Below are 1,834 nucleotides of genomic sequence, written 5' to 3' on the forward strand. Positions count from 1 at the left end.
GGGGCCTGCTCACCACGTGCTGGGGCGAGATCACCGGATCGGCGGTCGCCGCCAAGGTGCGAATCGACGCGATCAAGGCGAACGAAGCGAGCCCGGACGTCCTGGACGGCCCGCCGGTCACTGTCCCCCGCCTGCTCCCCGCGTTGCGCGATCACCGTGCTTACGACCTGACAACCATGCTCGCCCACCTCACGCCGCTACCGCCCACACCACCGCCTCCGCCGAGACCGATTCCGCTCGAGCCCCCGGACGGTGCGGTCGTCCGCTTCACAAGAGGCGGGCACTACACCTACGTCGCGGTCCGCCGCGGAAGCCACTGGGAGACAACCTCATCGATGGGCGGTCCGATCGACGAGGTGATGGCTTGGCCGGACCTGGCATCCCGAGTCCGCACGTTCGACATCGCGACCGACTGGGCGCCGGTCGGAGAGCACGGCGACGCACGAGTCCGCGAACACCTTGCCGTCGTGCGCTTCACGATCGGCTCGAACTACCTGGCCGCGCTCAATATCGACAAGTACGGCCGCGCGGAGGGCGACTGGTACACCACGGTCACCCGACGCACCTCGTCCCGCCTGCCCCTCGGCGACCTGGCCGATTGGACCGAGATCACCGAGCACGGCACGCACATTCAAGTGGCGACAGGTTGGCGAGAACTCGAGTGAGTCTATTCAACGCAAGAAGCTGTCGATCTCGGTCACTGCAACCTCACGTTCCATGCGAAAGCCGCAGATCAGGCTCACGTCGTCACAATGCCGGACACCACCTGGCCGGTAAGCGGGACCTCCAGGCTCGTCCTCGACGATTACCCACCTGCCCCGGTTTCGATGCCAGCCAACCTAGCAATTCGCCCAATCATCAGTTTGCGCTAGAGAAGGTCGATCTGACCAGGCTCGGGCAGCGTGTGTGGGCGTTCGTCCGTATACCAGGCGTACTCGATTCCACTGAGCCAGCCGTTCTCGACCCATAGAATGACCTCGCCGATCGGTGATCCGTTGCGGTCGGTGACCGCTCCACTGGCGAAGATCCCGTCCGGCGATCCGGATGCTTGCACCGCACCGGGCCGCACCGCCAGGTCGACACTGGGTGAACCGACACCCCACGTTGCGACGACCTGGGAATACGGCACCTGCGCCAGATACTCGGATGCGCCGGGGGCGTTCGACGACAGCAGCTTGGTGACGACGGCGGTTTCCCGGTCGGTCAACGGTCGCGGCGGAATCACTGTACTATTCATCAATCTCCTCGGTTCTCGCGCTACGTCATGGAATGTATGCGGTGCCGATTTTGAAGACACCGTCGATCATTGCGCCGCGAATGTGGACGGTTTGGCCGTTGATTGTGCGTACCAGAGGATTCGAGCCATTATATACGCCGTCCGGAACGCCTTGAACGCTCTCGATGATCTTCGTCATCGTGGCTTCTTCGCCACCCAGTGACTTCACCAGTCCATCCAGTTTGTGCTTCGGCACGAAGACATGCTCCATTGCCTCTTTGTCGAGCGCGTAATCGAGCGAGCTCTTCAGCTTGTCGCGCGCGATCCTGGCGATATCGGCGGTGCGCTGTGCGAGGAGGTCGGCGATGCGCTGCAACTCGGCACGCCTGGCCGCGAGGTCGTCGCCGGTTTCGGTGATTTTGTCGACGAATTTGGCCGCGCGTTTGGCGGCCAGCACGCGGTCGACATACTTCTTCATCTTGACCGCGAGCTTGCCCGCTTTGGCCGCGGCGATTGCGGCCGCGCCGAATCCCGCTGTCAATGCACCGGCGATCACACCGATGACTACGGTCTCGGCGACCTCCTGAGCGAGGTCCTTGGCGAGATCGACCAGCAGCT

At 63.6% G+C, this 1,834-nt stretch carries 1 protein-coding gene and 2 pseudogenes; 1 reads left to right on the forward strand and 2 read right to left on the reverse strand.

Annotated elements, in window-relative coordinates:
* Positions 1-665: pseudogene (locus ON27_RS29415) on the forward strand (hypothetical protein); the annotation flags it as partial.
* Positions 666-868: 203 nt separating this feature from the next.
* Here the strand turns inward: ON27_RS29415 and ON27_RS29420 are convergent.
* Positions 869-1,237 carry a hypothetical protein gene (locus ON27_RS29420; protein ID WP_043734882.1) on the reverse strand — a complete coding sequence of 123 codons (369 nt, stop codon included), beginning with the start codon at positions 1,235-1,237 and terminating at the stop codon, positions 869-871.
* A 25-nt stretch (positions 1,238-1,262) separates the two neighbouring features.
* Positions 1,263-1,834 (reverse strand): annotated as a pseudogene (locus tag ON27_RS29425) (hypothetical protein); the annotation flags it as partial.

It is taken from the genome of Nocardia asiatica NBRC 100129 (genome assembly GCF_000308415.1).
GTDB classification, from domain to species: Bacteria; Actinomycetota; Actinomycetes; order Mycobacteriales; family Mycobacteriaceae; genus Nocardia; species Nocardia asiatica.

Bases quoted from the DNA above. Each gene is read 5' to 3' on its own strand.
- ON27_RS29420 (WP_043734882.1), bottom strand. From the start codon at position 1,237: ATGAATAGTACAGTGATTCCGCCGCGACCGTTGACCGACCGGGAAACC.